The 15221-nt window shown below is 66.7% G+C and carries 11 protein-coding genes; 3 read left to right on the forward strand and 8 right to left on the reverse strand.

Features of this window, described 5'->3' with window-relative positions; all coding sequences use genetic code 11:
• Positions 1–6 precede the first annotated feature (6 nt).
• From AC5RVB_RS03185 to mdlC, 6 genes are all read right to left on the reverse strand, one after another.
• Complete coding sequence (locus AC5RVB_RS03185) at positions 7–1194, reverse strand: acyl-CoA dehydrogenase family protein (protein WP_290245600.1); 1188 nt, start codon at positions 1192–1194, stop codon at positions 7–9.
• Between the two features lie 66 nt (positions 1195–1260).
• The gene (locus AC5RVB_RS03190; protein WP_494141945.1) at positions 1261–2586 is read right to left on the reverse strand and encodes an MFS transporter; all 1326 of its coding nucleotides are present in this window, start codon (positions 2584–2586) and stop codon (positions 1261–1263) included.
• 149 nt (positions 2587–2735) lie between these two features.
• On the reverse strand, positions 2736–3839 hold the full coding sequence (locus AC5RVB_RS03195; RefSeq protein WP_290245602.1) for an ABC transporter substrate-binding protein: 1104 nt from the start codon (positions 3837–3839) through the stop codon (positions 2736–2738).
• A 65-nt stretch (positions 3840–3904) separates the two neighbouring features.
• Complete coding sequence (locus AC5RVB_RS03200; RefSeq protein WP_290245603.1) at positions 3905–5719, reverse strand: ABC transporter permease; 1815 nt, start codon at positions 5717–5719, stop codon at positions 3905–3907.
• On the reverse strand, positions 5716–6831 hold the full coding sequence (locus AC5RVB_RS03205; RefSeq protein ID WP_290245604.1) for an ABC transporter ATP-binding protein: 1116 nt from the start codon (positions 6829–6831) through the stop codon (positions 5716–5718). The genes AC5RVB_RS03200 and AC5RVB_RS03205 overlap by 4 nt, the downstream gene beginning before the upstream one ends.
• A gap of 8 nt (positions 6832–6839) precedes the next feature.
• A complete protein-coding gene (gene mdlC / locus AC5RVB_RS03210) occupies positions 6840–8420 on the reverse strand; it encodes a benzoylformate decarboxylase (protein WP_290245605.1) in 1581 nt (526 codons plus the stop codon).
• Positions 8421–8531: 111 nt separating this feature from the next.
• Between mdlC and AC5RVB_RS03215 the strand changes: the two genes are divergently transcribed.
• From AC5RVB_RS03215 to AC5RVB_RS03225, 3 genes are all read left to right on the forward strand, one after another.
• The gene (locus tag AC5RVB_RS03215) at positions 8532–9473 is read left to right on the forward strand and encodes a LysR family transcriptional regulator (RefSeq protein WP_290245606.1); all 942 of its coding nucleotides are present in this window, start codon (positions 8532–8534) and stop codon (positions 9471–9473) included.
• 116 nt (positions 9474–9589) lie between these two features.
• Positions 9590–10621, forward strand: coding sequence for a cupin domain-containing protein (locus tag AC5RVB_RS03220; RefSeq protein ID WP_290245607.1), 1032 nt, complete (start codon positions 9590–9592; stop codon positions 10619–10621).
• Positions 10621–11475, forward strand: a complete 855-nt coding sequence (locus AC5RVB_RS03225) for a fumarylacetoacetate hydrolase family protein (protein ID WP_494141946.1) — start codon at positions 10621–10623, stop codon at positions 11473–11475. The genes AC5RVB_RS03220 and AC5RVB_RS03225 overlap by 1 nt, the downstream gene beginning before the upstream one ends.
• Before the next feature lie 3 nt (positions 11476–11478).
• Here AC5RVB_RS03225 and AC5RVB_RS03230 read toward each other — a convergent pair whose 3' ends face one another.
• Together AC5RVB_RS03230 and acnA are read right to left on the reverse strand one after the other, a co-directional pair.
• A complete protein-coding gene (locus AC5RVB_RS03230; RefSeq protein ID WP_494141947.1) occupies positions 11479–12528 on the reverse strand; it encodes an MBL fold metallo-hydrolase in 1050 nt (349 codons plus the stop codon).
• A complete protein-coding gene (gene acnA / locus AC5RVB_RS03235; RefSeq protein ID WP_494141948.1) occupies positions 12525–15218 on the reverse strand; it encodes an aconitate hydratase AcnA in 2694 nt (897 codons plus the stop codon). The genes AC5RVB_RS03230 and acnA overlap by 4 nt, the downstream gene beginning before the upstream one ends.
• Positions 15219–15221: the final 3 nt, after the last annotated feature.

Consider the following 15221-nt stretch of genomic DNA (forward strand, 5'->3'; position numbering starts at 1 on the left):
AAGGCGTCAGAACGACTTCGGCAGGCCGAGGGTGCCGTGGGCAATACCGGCCAGCACCAGGTTGTTGCTGATGGGCGCGGTACGCGGCAGCCGCGCTTCGCGCCACTTGCGCTCAATGCCGTATTCCTCCGCGGCGGCGTATCCGCCGAACGTGTCGAAGGCGGCGTCGGCGGCAGCCCACAGCGCCTCCGAGGCCAGCAGCTTGGCTCCGTTGACTTCGAAGCGCGGGTTTTCCCCGGCAGCGTACATTTCGGCGGCACGCCAGCGCATCAGCGAGGCGGCCTGCAGCTGGGCGTAGGCCCGGGCCAGGGGCACCTGAATCGCCTGGTTCTGGCCGATCTTGCGGCCAAACACCTCGCGCTCGTTGGCGTACTGCACGGCACGGTCCAGCAGGTAGAACCCGGCGCCGATGTATTCGCTGGTGACGATCACCCGCTCGGAGTTCATGCCGGAGAGGATGACGCGGAAGCCCTTGCCCTCTTCGCCGATGCGGTTGGCCACCGGCACCCGGAGGTTGCGGATGGCCAGCTCGTTGGTCTCATGGTTGACCATGGTCTTGATGGGCGTGGCTTCGATCTGTCCGTTGGCCAGGGCCGTCTTCAGGTCCACCAGCAGCACGGTGAAACCGTCCGTGGGCTTGGCCCCGTCCTCGCGCTTGGCCGTGCGGGTCAGCAGCAGCAGCAGGTCCGAGTGCTGGACGCGGGAAATGAAGATCTTGTTGCCGTTGACTACGTATTCATCGCCCTCACGCACGGCGAAGGTCTTGATGCGGGTGGTGTCGGACCCGGCGTCGGGCTCGGTGACGCCGAAGGACTGCAGCCGCAGCTCACCGGAGGCGATCTTCGGCAGCCACTCCGCCTTCTGCTCCTCGGAGCCGTGCCGCAGGATGGCGCCCATGGTGTACATGCCGGCGCGGGCTGCCCCGGCGTGGCCGCCGTTGCGCTCAATCTGTTCCAGCACCACGGCCGCGTCGCGGATATCGGCGCCGCCGCCGCCGTATTCCTCCGGGATCAGCATGCTCATCCAGCCGGCTTCGTAGAGTGCGTCAACGAACTCTTCCGGGTAGGTGTGCTCGGCGTCGTGCTTGCGCCAGTACTCGTTGTCGAAGGGGGCACACAGATCATCAATGGCCTTGCGGATGACGAGCTGGTCCTCAGTGAGGCCGAATGCCGATGACTCAATGAAATCTGCCATGGTTACTCCTTATGTCGTGTTGGACTCCAGTGAAACGAAGCCGGAGCCGGGGCGGTACCGGATGTATCACCGGGTGGAATTAGCGCCGGGAGTTTCCGGTTCGGTGTCTTTTGGGGAGGCGTTCGCGGTGCCGGCGCTGGCACTGGCTCCGGCGCGATCCAGCAGGGCTGCGGCCCGCGGGATGCAGACCAGGATCAGCGCGGCCAGCAGCAGCGCGCCGCCCAGGAGCAGGAAGGTGGTCTGGACGCCCAGGGCATCCGTGAGCAGGCCCGCCAGGAGCGCACCGGCGGCCACCGAGGTGGAGAACACCATGTGCCGGGCAGCCAGGATGCGTCCGCGCAGCAGATCCGGTGCCAGCAACTGGATGACGGAGTTGAAGGTGGACATGGCGGCCAGGAACGCCGCGCCGATCAGGACCGCCGCAAAGATTCCCCCGCCCAGCCCGGAGACCACCCCGAGGGCGATGTGGCCGATTCCCAGGACGGTGATGCCGACTTGCGTGCGGCGGGCGAAGGAAACCGGCCGGCGGCGGGGCAGCAGCCCGGCCAGGGCGTAGAGCACCGACCCGGTGCCCAGGGCCGCCGTCAGCAGCCCGAGTCCGATGGTGTCCGTACGGTAGACCGTTTCGGCGAACACCACGGTCATGCTGAAGACGGGGTTGCTGAGCATGCCCACCACGCAGCACAGGGCCACGGCCAGCATCAGCGGACGGCTGGACGCCAGGTAGGCGCCGGCCTGGCGCCACTGCGCCACAAAGCCCTCCCGGTGTGCCGGCGGATCCATGGTCCGGTAGGCGCGCACAAAAAGCAGGCTCACCACCACTACGGCGAACGAGGCGGCATTGAAGAAGAACGCCCAGGTGGCGCCCAGTGAGGCCAGCAGGACACCAGCCAGGGCGGGTCCGACGGCGCGGGCCAGGTTGAACTGCAGGGAGTTCAGGGTGACGGCGGAGAGCACATCGCCCCGGGGCACCAGGTCATTGACCAGTGACTGCCAGGCGGGGTTGTTCAGCCCGTTGAACACTCCGGAGAGGGTGAGCAGGGCGATCAGCAGTGCGGGTGAGTGCAGGCCGGAGGACCACTGCAGCCACATTGCCACCGCCACCCCGCCCATGCACATCTGGGTCCACAGCAGGAGCCGGCGGCGGTCCAGCGAGTCAGCCAGCAGTCCGCCCAGCGGAGAGAGGATGACGGCCGGGCCGAACTGGGCGGCCGCGGCGAGCCCCACCCAGAAGGCGCTGCCGGTGCTCTGGTACAGCACGTACGGAACAGTCAGGTTTCCCAGCCAGGTGCCGGTATTCGAGAGCAGGGCACCTGTCCAGAACAGGGCGAACCCGCGGTGGCGGAGGGCGGCGAAGGGATGTCCCTGGACATTCGGGCCGGTGGCAGCCATGTTTCCCCCATTAGGAAGTCGGTCGGCCCCGTTCAATAACGGGCCCGGACAAAAGCGAGCCCGGCACGGGGTCCGTGCCGGGCTCTGCGTGGCGTTCGGTGCTGATCCGAACGCCGGCCGTTCGATGCCCTGACGGGCTGCGCGGCAGATCAGCGGCCGAAAGCGCTCCGCCAGAGGGCGGCGTCTTCGGTGGCGTACTTCAGCTCATCCTGGGCCGGCATCAGCCAGACCTGCTCGGAATCCAGGGCGGGCAGTTCACGGCCGGCGGCCACGGGCGGATCCACATCGGCACGCGCCGAGTAGTCCCCCACCTGCCGGACCACGGACTGGCCCCGCTCGGAGAGGGCGTAGTTCAGGTACAGCTCCGCCGCCTCCGGGTTCTTGGTATCCGCAGCCTTGCCCGCGAAGAAGCTGAAGAGCACAATCCCCTCTTCCGGCACCACGTACTGGATGGGGGCGCCGTCCTCCGTGATGGCCACGTTCACGGCAGCGGTTCCGGCGGTGGCAACGTTGAGTTCACCACGGGCCAGGGCCTCCTGACGCTGTCCGCCGCTGTCATAGACGGTGGGCTTGAGCGCAGCCATCTTGGTCCAGTAGTCCGGGTCGACTTTTTCCTGGATGAAACGGTTCAGGGCAATGGAGGACCCGCCCGCGGTGCCCTGGACAATGCCGATCTTGCCCTCGTTGGCCGGATCCAGTAGATCCTTCCATGAGGTGGGGGCATCCTCTTCGGCAACGTTGTTGGTGTTGTAGGCGAAGGTGACGGGAACATTGGCGAAGGTGACGAACTTGCCGTCATTGTGCTGGAGCTCTGGCAGGTCCGCCACGGCGTCCGGGACGTAGGAGTCCCAGATTCCGGCCTCGTCAAAGGCGTTGGCGACCTTGTAGTCGGAGGTGATCAGCACGTCGGCGCCGAGCTGGCCGGCACCGGCCTCGGACAGGACCCGTTCGGAGAGCTTGTTGGTTACGTCGCGGACGTACTCCACCTTGATGCCGGTGTCTTCGGTGAACGCCTCGTTGAGGACATGCTGGTTGGCTTCCTGGTAGCCGGTGTAGACCGTGAGGGTCTGCTCCTTGGCCGTCTCGTAGGTCTCCTTGTCAGCAATCTGTTCCCCGTCGATGACCAGGCTGCCGTTGCTGGTGTCCACCTCGGCTTCGTCGGTGACCACGGAGTTGGCCGATGCACCGGAGCAGGCGGAGAGGGCCAGCATGAGGGCGGCAAGCGAGGCGACGCTGCCAATTCGCTTCTTCATGGGTGTGCCTTTCATTGTTGTGGGGGGGGTGGCGGGCAGCGCCTGCGCACTGCCCGGTAGAAAACTCAGTGCCCGGGTTCCTTGAACTTCTTTTCCCGGATGCCGATCACCTGGGTGGCAATGGCAACAATGGCGATCAGGAGCACGAACACCAGGCTGATGGCGGCCGAGTAGCTGATGCTGCCGTTCTCGAAGCTGTGGAACACCAGGATGGAGAGCACCCGGGTGTCCGAGGTGTAGACGAACAGGATGGCGCTCATCTCCCGCAGGCCCAGCATGAGCAGCAGCAGCAGGGTGGAGACCATGCCGGTGCGCATCAGCGGGATGGTGATGTCCCGGACGGCCCGGAGGCGCCCGGCCCCCAGCATGACCGCACTGTGTTCCAGGTCCCCGTCCATCTGCAGCATCGAGGAGGAAATGCTGCGGTATCCCTGCGGCATGTTGACCGCCACGGTGGCGATGACCAGCAGCAGCAGCGTGCCGAAGACGGGCAGCGGCAGGGTCAGCCAGCCCCAGAGGATGCCCATGCCCAGGACCACCTGCGGGATGGCCAGTGGAAGCATGGACACCTGTTCCAGCAGCTGGCCGGCCTTGGACGTGGTCCGGAACCGGACATAGGAGGCCATAAAGGCAATCAGGGTGCCCGCCACCGCGGCGGCAAGAGCCATGAGGATGGAGTTCCAGGTGGACTGCTGGAAGTCCGCCTGGCCGACGGCCTGGATCAGCCGGTGGGCGGAGAATCCGCCGAACAGATCCCCGAAGCGGCTGATGTAGGTCTTCTCCCCCATCGCTGTGAACACCAGTGCGCCAACGGGCAGGACCACGGCCAGGGCGAAGTAGACCGCGGCGAAGCCGGTGGCGACCCACCGCAGCCAGCGCAGCGGAATGGTGCGCGGCCGGTTGCCCTTGCCGGTGAGCGTGGTGAACCGCTTCCGGTTCACCACCCGCTGCTGCAGCCAGGTGACGGCCACCACGGCCACCGTGAGGGCGATCGCGATGCCGGCGGCCGCATTGGGACGGGCGTCCCCGGCCATCAGCCGGTAGATGTAGGTGGGCAGGGTTTCAATGCCGGCGGGGTTGCCCAGGATGGCGTTGACCGGGAAGTTCTCCATGGCCAGGGTGAAGCAGAGGATGGCTGCTCCCGCCAGGGCGGGAATGGACAGCGGCAGGGTGACCGTGCGGAACAGCCGGCCCAGGCTGGCGCCGTGCACCGATGCCGCCTCTTCCAGGTCCGCGTTCATCATGGAGAAGGAGCTGTAGGTGAGCATAAAGGCGTACGGGGCGTAGTACAGGCCCAGGACGAAGATGATGCCGCCGTAGGAGTAGATGTTCAGCGTCCCACCGATGCCGATGGCCTCCAGGAAGAGGTTCAGGTGCCCGGCGTTGGGGCTGGCGAGGATGGACCAGGCCAGGGCGCCGACCAGTGCCGGCAGGAACATCGGGGCAATTCCGGTGATGTAGATGAACCGCTTCCAGGGCGCATCGGTCCGGGCCGCGATGAAGGCCAGCAGCGCCCCGATCAGCAGTGAGAGCACACCCGCTCCCGCACCGATGATCAGCGAGTTGATGATGCTTTGGATGCCCTCGGGCGTGCCCAGGATTCCGAAGTTGGCCCAGGTGAAGGAGCCCACTTCGGCGTTTCCGGGCCGCGGCACCGCGGTGGAGAACGCCGCAATGACAATGAAGATGATGGGCAGGATAATCAGGAAGAACAACAGCACGCCCAGGATCCCGCTGGGGATCTCGCGGCGGAGGTTCTTCAGCCGAACCAGGCCCCGCCCGCCGCGGGACCGTTTGTGATGCGGCCGGTTTAGCGGGTTTTGGGTGCCGGTGAGGGTCGGGATGGCTTCGGGTTCGACCGGGCGCAGTGTGGACGTCATGCGGCCACCGCCGGCTGCAGCGTCTGCGGTGCGGGATTCTCCGGGAGGATCTGCACTGCAGCGGGATCAATGGTGACCCAGACATCCTGCCCGGGCTGGAAACGCTCCGCGGCGCTGAGCGGCGCCAGGACATCGAGTTCCATGTGCCCGTCGCCGAGCGCAACGGCATAGCGGATGCTGCTTCCCTGGAAGCTGGACACCTTGACGACGCCGCGCCAGCTGTTGGCTCCGGCCGCGCCGGCGCGGGAAAGCCTCAGGTCCTCGCTGCGGAAACAGGCCCGCAGATCCTCGCCGGTCTCCCGGACCGGGGAGGCCGGGGCCAGGAGAAGGTCCGAACCGGGGAAGCTCCACGCGCCGCCCGGGGCCGGAACCACGGGATGGACGTTGGAGACGCCGAGGAAGTGCGCAATGGATGCGCTGGCCGGCTCCAGGTACATGGAGGTGGGATCCTCCATCTGGACAATGATGCCGTCCTTCATCAGCGCAATCCGGTCCGCCAGGGCAAAGGCTTCCTGCTGGTCATGGGTGACGTAGACGGTGGTCAGGCCCAGCTGCAGCTGGATCTCGCGCAGTTCAATCCGCAGCCGGTCCCGCAGCCGTGCATCCAGGTTGGACAGCGGTTCATCCAGGAGCAGCACGTCCGGGCGCATAACCAGGCTGCGGGCCAGGGCAACGCGCTGCATCTGGCCGCCGGAAAGCAGGCTGGCGCCCCGGGAAGCGAAGTCCTCCAGGCCCACCAGTTCCAGGACTTCGTGTACGCGCTGCTTGATCTCGCTCTTGCCGACCCCCTGGATCTTGAGGGAATAGGCCACGTTCTCGAAGACGGTCATGTGCGGCCAGACGGCGTAGGACTGGAACACCATGCCGACGTTGCGCTTGTTGGGCGGAAGGTTGATCCCGGCCTCGGCATCGAAGACCACCGTGTCTCCGATGGTGATGCGGCCGGCGGTGGGCTGTTCGAGCCCGGCGATGCAGCGCATGGTGCTGGTTTTTCCACAGCCGGATTTGCCCAGCAGCACCACTGATTCGCGGTCGCCGATTTCCACATTCATGTTGTCGATTGCGGTGAACTTGCCGTACCGCAGCTGGAGGTTCTCGATAGTAATCTTCATTGTTCCGCCTATTCGAAGTAGGTGAATGCTTCAATCAGGACCGGCTCGTGGGCGCTGAACGCCCGGGCCAGTGCGTCGCGAAGCTCGGCCTCGGTGGTTGCGGACTCCGCCCGCACCCCATAGCCCTTTGCAATAGCCACGAAGTCGATTCCGGGAAGCTCAAAGGAAGGGGTTCCCAGGGTGTCCAGGCGCCGGCCGAAGTTGACCAGGGCGCCGTAGGTTTCATTCCGGAAGATCACAAAGACCACCGGCAGTTGGTGACGGGCCGCGGACCACAGGCCCGTAATGCCGAAGTTCGCCGATCCGTCACCGATTTCAGCGACCACCCGCCGTTCAGGCTGGGCCAGCTGGATGCCGACGGCGGCGGGCAGGCCGAAGCCAAGGCCGCCGGCGGCTGCGGAGTAGAAGGAGCCCTGCGAGCGCAGCTTCACATGGGACCAGAAGGACTCGGCGGTGGAGGTGGATTCGACCACGTGGATCAGGTCCTCCGGGCCCAGGTCCTGGATGGCCCGGAACACCGTATCCGGGTGCATGCGATCCGGCCGGTCGGTGCGCGGTGCGGGGATGGTCCGGGCCGGAACCGCGGTGTCCGTGCGCTTCTGTACCCGTGCGGCCAGGGCGGAGAGTGTGTCTGCGACCGGAGCCAGGTAGGCGTCACCGAACGGTGCCCGGGCCAGCTCGTCCGGATCCTGGGACAGGTGGATGAGCCGGGTGCCTTCCCCCAGGTAGGCTCCCGGCTTGTCATGGTGGTACCGGAACACGGGTGCCCCGACCACCAGCACCAGGTCGTGCTTCGACAGCAGTCCGGAGATGTCGCGGACGTTGGCGGGCAGCAGCCCGGCAAAGTGCGGATGGTCGGTGGGGAACGGGCAGCGGGCCGGCGAGGGGGCTATCCAGACCGGAGCGCCCAGCTGCTCGGACAGGACCACCGCGGAGTCGTTGGCGTGGGTGGCATCCACTTCCGGTCCCAGCACCAGCACCGGGGAGGCGGCCGAGTCCAGCAGCGCCGCCAGCTCTTCCAGCTGGGCCGGAGCCAGGGACATGGCATCCTGCACCGTGCGGCCAATGGTGAGTTGGGTGTTCTCATCCACCGGCCGGTCCCAGTCATCATGCGGGACCGAGATGTGGGCCGGTCCCTTGGGGTGCATGCCGGCAAGGTGGATGGCGTGCGCCATGGTGCGGACGACGTCGTTCGCGGAGAGGGGTTCGGCGCTGAACTTCGTCAGAGGCTGGGGAAGCTGGGCGGCGTTGGTGCTGCTCACCATGATTTCCTGGCCCACCATGTCCCGCAGCTGCTGCCCGGAGAGCACCACCACCGGGGACTTGGACTGGACGGTATTGGCCAGCACGCCCATGGACGTGCCCGTGCCGGCGGCGGAGTGGAGGCTCACCAGCGGGATTTCGCCGGAGGCCTGGGCATATCCGTCGGCCATGGCCATCACGGCACCCTCGTGGAGGCCCAGGATGTAATGGAAGTCTTCGGGAAAGTCCTTGAGGAACTGCAACTCGTTTGATCCCGGGTTGCCGAAGACCTTGGTCATTCCCTGCCGCCGCAACAATTCATATGTCGCTTCGCGGTTTGTAGTCATGTGGTTGCCTTTGGAATCAGTAAATGTGTTGCATATCACCCTAGGAGAGCCCTGCATAAATTCAAACAATGAATACTTGATGCAGACATAGAGGGTCTTTATAGTCGGGGAATGTCTTCCTACGATCTCGGGATGCTCCGCGTTTTTGTCCTCGTGTACGAAACCGGCAGCGTCACTCATGCCTCCGAACGGCTTTTCATTAGCCAGCCCTCCGTCAGTTACACGCTGCGGAAGCTGCGCGCACACTTCGGGGACACCCTTTTCCAGCGCAAGGGCCACCGGCTTGAACCCACCCGCCTGGCGCATGAGCTTTACCCCAAGCTGCGCCACCTGCTGGAGTCACTGGACGACATCATGGAGACCCCGGGGGAATTCTCCCCGGCCGTCTCGAGCCGCCGCTTCCGGCTGCGGATGACCGACGTCGGCGTGAGCGGACTGCTGCCCTCCATCCTCCGTTCCGTCCGCAGCCAGGCGCCAGGGGTGACGCTTGAGGTGGAATCACTGAACCTGTCCACGGTCCTGCATGACCTGCGGACCGGGGCTGCAGATGCCGCCATCTGCACCACCCGGCTGGACGAATCGGATATCCGCAGGGACCTGCTCTTCAACCAGGAATATGTCGGGCTGTGCGCCGCGGACCATCCGCGCATTTCCGAGGAGCCCGCCCTGGGTGCCTATGAGGATGAAGAACATGTGGCAGTGGCAACCTCCACCGGCCACACCGCCCTGGATGTGCGGGTGCGTGAACTTGGCATCAACCGGCGGGTCTCGGTGGTCATCCCGACCTTCAGCTCGCTGCCGGACCTGCTCGAGGGCAGTGAGCTGGTCTCCTACGCACCCACCGGCGTCGCCAGCCGCCTCATCCGGCGCCATGAGGTCCGCTCCTTCCGGCTGCCGTTCGACGTTCCCCTCACCCAGGTGGCGATGTACACCCTGCGGCGGGACCTGCCGGCAGCAGATCTGGAGTGGCTCCGTTCCACGCTGATGTCCTCCGTGCAGACCCGGCACACGCAGGCACCCAATTCCGTACGCGTAGCCGGAGGCTTCACCTGATTCCGCACGCGGCGAGGGAGCTCCGTACTCTCACCCAGCGAGAGGGGTCTTGACGCGGCGTGACCGGTGACACATTCTTGTAAGCGGAATATGAATCTGTCATGCAGAATGGAGCCATGATGACAACCGAGACAGTCACCGCTGACCAGGCCTTCTACGCCGAGCTGGCCGAGAACCACTACTCCCCGCTGTGGAAGCTCATGGGCGGCATTGGACCCGAGGCCAAAACCAACCTGGTGCCGCACATCTGGCGCTATGAGCAGGCCCGCGAACTCATGGTGAAGGCCGGCCAGGTGGTTCCCCTCGAGGATGCACTCCGCCGCGTCCTGGGCTTCCGCAACCCGGGGTCACGCCCGGATCAGCGCACCGGTGCCACCGACTCCCTCTGGGCCGCCCTGCAGCTGGTCATGCCCGGCGAGGTGGCACCCCCTCACCGCCACACCCCCTCCGCCCTGCGGTTCATCGTTGAGGGCGAGGGCGCCTACACCGTGGTGAACGGGCAGCGCGTCCCCATGGAGGTGGGAGATTTCCTGCTGACCCCGTCCCTGCACTGGCACGAACACGGCCACGAGGGCGACGGTCCCATGATCTGGCTGGACGGCCTGGATTCCCCGCTGATCAGCCGGCTGAACCAGTACATCATCGACGAGTCTTCGGATGAGCAGCCGGTGGAGAAGGCCATGCCGGCCGCCTATGTGGAGGGCATGCTGGCGAAGACCTACGGCGAGCCGCACCAGCTGCAGCAGCCGCTGGTCTACAAGCTGGCGGATGCCCTGGCGGCACTGGAATACCTGCGCGACGGCGAAGGCGACCCCTATGACGACATCATCGTGGAGTACAAGAACCCGGTCACCGGCGGTCCGGTCATGACCACCATTTCCGCCTACCTGCAGCTGATCCGCCCGGGTGTGGACACCCGTTCGCACCGGCACACGCACAGCACGGTCTACCACGTGGTCAGCGGCAGCGGCTACTCCATTGTGGACGGGCAGAAGATCGAATGGACCAAGGGCGATACCCTGGCCGTTCCGCTCTGGTACGAGCACTCCCACCACAACTCCACGTCCGAAGACGCGGTGCTGTTCTCCTACACCGACCGCCCGGCCATTACGGCACTGGGCCTGTGGCGCGAGCAGGTGGGCAAGTAATGCGGCTTTGTGTTTTCAACGACCAGCGTCTCGGCGGTCTGGCCGACGACGGCACGGTGGTGGACCTGACGGATCTGGTGCCGGAGCACACGCACGCTGAGGACCGGATGAACGCCCTGATTTCGGGGTGGGATTCACTGCAGGCCGCCGCGGCCGAGCGCGCCGCGGCCGGCGGCGGCATCCCGGAGGCCGAGGTGACGCTCCGTGCGCCGCAGCCGCGCCCGCGCAACCTGTTTGCCGCTCCCGTGAACTACCACAAGCACCAGCAGGAAATGGGCGGCGAGAACGGTGTCTACGCCGACCGCAAGATCCTCACCGCCGAGGTGCGGAAGGGATTCCTCAAGGCCGTGACCTCCGTGGTCGGGCCCGACGGCGCCATCGAGCTGCCGTGGGAGGACCGGCGGTTCGATCATGAAGCGGAGATCGGCGTGATCATCGGCAAGACCGCCAGCCGGGTGTCCGCCGAGGACGCGCTGGACTACGTGTTCGGCTACACCCCGCTGCTGGATATCACCCTGCGCGGGGAAGAGGACCGTTCCTTCCGGAAATCCTTTGACACGTTCACGCCGATCGGCCCCTACATCGTCACCGCAGACGAGGTGCCGGACCCCGAGAACCTGGATTTCTGGCTGACGGTGGACGGCGAGGAACGCCAGCGCTCCAACACCTCCTACCTCATCTACGGGATCGCCAAGCTGATCGAGGTGTACTCCGAGGTGATGACGCTCCAGCCCGGCGACATCATTGCCACGGGCACGCCCGAGGGCGTGGGCCAGATCCTGCCCGGTGAAACCGTGGTGCTGACCATCCCGGAGGTCGGGGTGCTGACCATGCCGGTGGTTGCCCGCGCGTAACCCTCAGGCCGTTCGGGTCCTGGCAGCCAGTGGCTGCCAGGACCCGAACGCTTTTTTATGCCCGCCGGACGCCACCAGGTCCATGTGCATGGCGGTCTGGCGCAGGGCAGAGACAAGGTAATGCCGGGTCAGTGCGTCCCAGCCCCTCCCCCAGCTCAGCCGTTCAGCGGTCTGCCACACCGTGGCATCCGGATCCGCGGCCAGCACCTGCTCCACCTCCGCCGTGCGCGTCAGATGGCGTGTGGCGATGGCGTGCGCCCGGTCCGCGATACCCCGGTACCGGTACTCGTGGCCGGGCAGGTTCTGGCAGTCGTCATAGGCACGCAGCCGGTGCAGGCTCTGCAGATACAGCTCCAGGGGATTCTCCGGGAAACCGCCGGACGCGCCGATGCCCGGCGTGACGCGCGGCAGGAGGTGGTCCCCGGAGAACAGCAGCCGCTGGTCCTCCTCCACCAGGCACATATGCCCGGGGGTATGGCCGGGGCTGTGCAGCACCCGCAGCGGGCGTCCAGGCACCGGCAGCAGGTCCCCGTCCGCCACCAGCCGGTCCGCGGGAACCACCACGCGCGGGCTGCCCTTCGCATAACCCAAAACCTCCGTGTAGCGGCCGTGCGGTACGGCCCAGGCGTCCAGATCGGCGCGGATGCGGGAGTCATCGGCCGTCCAGCGGGCATAGTCCTGCTGCGCCTCCTGCTCCCGGCGGTGCATCACGGTCCGGGTTCCGTGCTGCTCCCGCAGGCTCCCGGCCAGGCCGGTGTGGTCCGGGTGCAGGTGGGTGAGGATGGCGGAAGCCGGTGCCCTCAGCCCTGGACGGATCCGGTCCAGGGCCGCGGCCAGGATCCCTGTGTTCGGTGGCAGGTCCCACCCCGGGTCCAGCACGTGGATGTCCCCGGCCGAATCCTGGATCAGGTAGGACAGGGTGAACGGCATGTGCCCGGGTTTGTTGGGCTGCGGAAGGGTCCAGACGCCGTCGGCCACCTCTTCAGGGGCCGGCAGTTTCCCGGCAGTATGCGCGGAGAACTCCTGGTTACTGGCGGGGTGAATCCCGCTCATGCGGCCAATCCTGCACGGAAGGCGAACGGCAGGATCCCGCCGTGGCGGATGTAGCCCGCTTCAGTGGCCGTGTCCACGCGGATATCGACGTCGAACATCACGCGGGTGCCGTCCCGGCGCCGGGCTTCCACACCTGCGGTGCGCGGCCATCCGCCGTCGCTAAACCCGGACAGACCGGACACGCTGTACTCCTCGGTCCCGTCCAGTCCACGGACCTCGGCACTGTCGCCAGAGCGGAACTGTAGGGGGATGACCCCCATGCCTACGAGGTTGGAGCGGTGGATGCGCTCAAAGGACTCGGCGAGCACGGCCCGGACGCCCAGCAGATAGGTACCTTTGGCGGCGTAGTCGCGGGCTGAACCGCTGCCGTATTCCCTGCCGCCCAGCACCAGCAGCGGGACGCCCTGGCGGCGGTAGCCTTCTGCGGCGTCGAAGACCGTCATTTCCTCCCCCGAGGGCAGGAACTGCGTGAATCCCCCGCTCCGCCCGTTGGCCAGCTCGTTTCGCAGGCGCACATTGGCGAAGGTACCGCGCACCATGACGTCGTGGTTGCCGCGGCGGGAACCATAGGTGTTGAAGTCCCGGCGCGGCACGCCCTGCGCGAGCAGGTACTGCCCCGCCGGGCTGTCGGCCCGGATGTGCCCTACCGGGCTGATGTGGTCCGTGGTCACGGAGTCGCCCAGTTTCAGCAGCACCCGGGCTCCGGCCAAATCAGCCACCGGCTCCGGCTGCAGGCCGGCACCGTCCAGGAACGGGGAGGGGCGCATGTAGGTGGACTCGCCGAATTCATAGGATGGGCCGGCAGGGATAGCCATGCCCTCCCACTGTGCAGTGCCGGCGAAGGCCTCAGCGTAGGTGTCGCGGTACAGGGCGCCGGTGACCGCCCGGGCGAGTTCCTCCTCCACTTCCTGCGGGCTTGGCCAGAGGTCGGCGAGATGGATTGCCCTGCCGTCCCTGTCCTGTCCCAGCGGGTCCCGGTGCAGGTCAATGTCCATGGTTCCGGCCAGGGCGTAGCTGATGACCAGGGGCGGGGAGGCAAGGTAGTTCATGCGGACATCGGGACTGATGCGGCCCTCGAAGTTCCGGTTTCCGGACAGCACCGAGGTGAGGACCACGTCCTGCGCGGCGTCGGAGACCGGATCCGCCAGGGGGCCGGAATTTCCCATGCAGGTGGTGCAGCCGTAGCCCACCACATGGAAGCCCAGCGTTTCCAGGTCCGGCATCAGTCCAGCCTGCTCCAGGTAGCGGGTCACCACCTGCGAGCCCGGTGCCAGCGACGTCTTAACCCAGGGCGGGACGCGCAATCCGTGCCGGACGGCGTTGCGGGCCAGCAGCGCCGCCGTCATCATCACGTGCGGATTGGAGGTGTTGGTGCAGCTGGTGATGGCGGCAATGGCCAGCGCCCCGTGCCGCAGGCGGACATTGGCCCCGTTGACTGTCACGTCCACGCCGTCGGCGGTGCTGCCGCGGCTGCCCGTGCTGCCGTCGCTGTCCCCCTCGCTGTCCCGGTCGAGCAGCGCAACCAGGTCTCCCCGGAAGCGGTCATGGGCCGCGTCCAGGGATATCCGGTCCTGCGGCCGGTAGGGGCCGGCTATCGAGGGAACCACTTCGGACAGGTCCAGCCGCAGTGACTCGCTGTAGTGCGCCGGTGAGCTCCCGCCGTCGCTCCACATTCCCTGTGCCCGGGCGTAGGCCTCGATCAGTTCCACCTGTTCCCGGGGGCGGCCGGTGAGCGTGTAGTACTCCACGGTCTTGGCGTCCACGGGGAACATTGCTGCGGTGGAGCCGAACTCGGGCGACATGTTGGCGATGGTGGCCCGGTCCGCCACCGGGATGTCGGCCAGGCCGGCGCCGTGGAACTCCACGATCTTGCCCACCACCCCGTGTCCGCGCAGCAGTTCGGTGATGCGCAGGACCAGATCCGTTGCGGTGGTTCCCGGCCGGAGGCTGCCGGTGAATTCCACTCCCACCACCGGGGGAACCAGCATGGACAGCGGGTGGCCCAACAGTGCGGAGACGGCTTCGATGCCGCCCACGCCCCAGCCCAGGACGCCGAGGCCGTTGACCATGGTGGTGTGGCTGTCCGTGCCGATGCAGGAGTCCGGGTAGGCGATCCGTTCGCCGTCCGCATCGGTGGTCATCACCCCGCGGGTCAGGTGTTCAATGTTGACCTGGTGAATGATGCCGCGTCCCGGCGGAACCACTTTGAGTCCGTCGAAGGCGTCCTGGGCCCAGCGCAGGAACCGGAAGCGTTCCTCATTACGCTCAAACTCCCGTTCAGCGTTGCGCCGGAACGAGGAGCGGTTGCCGGAGCTGTCCACGATCACCGAGTGGTCCACCACCAGCTCCGCGGGGATCAGCGGCTTGACCCCTGCCGGGTCCCCGCCGTGCCGGGCGACGGCCTCCCGCAGCGTGACCAGATCATGGATGACGGGGGCGCCGGCCATGTCCTGCATGACCACCCGGGCCGGATGGAACGGGACCTGCCGGCCTTCTCCCGCTGACGGGGAGTGCATAAGCGCCGCCACCGCCTCCGGCCCGGCCCCGTGCCGGAGCACGTTTTCCAGCAGGATTTTCAGGCTGAGCGGCAGGCCCTCCACGCCCGGCACCGTAGTGATATCCACGTAGCGCACGGGGCCGGTGGAGAGGTCCAGGGTCCCGGTTGAGGCGGTGGAGGACGTGGTCAGCATGGG

The sequence above is a fragment of the Arthrobacter sp. Y3225209 genome (assembly GCF_059090685.1).